Raw genomic sequence first — 548 nt, forward strand, 5'->3', positions numbered from 1 at the left:
GCCGACTTCACGCATGTCGCCGCCTGGAGCGGTGTCGTCTACGTCGCCTTCGTCGTGGACACCTTCTCCCGGCGCATCGTCGGCTGGTCCGCCTCCACCTCCAAGGAGACCCAACTCGTCCTGGATGCACTGGAGATGGCCCTGTGGCAGCGCGACCGCGAGGACCGCCGGCACACTCCGGGGCAGCTGATCCACCACTCCGATGCCGGGTCGCAATACACGTCGTTCCGCCTCGCCGAACACCTCGACACGGCCGGCATCGCGGCGAGTATTGGATCAGTCGGGGACGCGTTCGACAACGCCCTGATGGAGTCGACGATCGGTCTGTACAAAACCGAGTTGATCAAACCCCAGCGTCCATGGAAGTCGCTCTCCCAGGTCGAGTTGGCCACCGCCGAGTGGGTCGACTGGTACAACCACCGGCGCCTCCACGGTGAGATAGGCCACGTTCCGCCCGTCGAGTACGAGGCCAATCACTACATGGAATCCACGAAACCCCAGGTCACAACCACAATCTGAGATCTCTACCGAACCCGGGGCGGTTCAAA

The 548-nt window shown here is 63.3% G+C and carries 1 protein-coding gene; it reads left to right on the plus strand.

Going from position 1 to position 548, the window contains the following annotated elements; genetic code table 11:
- Positions 1 to 519, plus strand: a 519-nt coding sequence (locus RMT89_RS40840; RefSeq protein WP_315888814.1) for an IS3 family transposase, incomplete at its 5' end; no start/stop codon positions are given.
- Between the last annotated feature and the right edge of the window lie 29 nt (positions 520 to 548).

This window comes from Streptomyces sp. P17 (assembly GCF_032436805.1).
GTDB lineage: Bacteria > Actinomycetota > Actinomycetes > Streptomycetales > Streptomycetaceae > Streptomyces.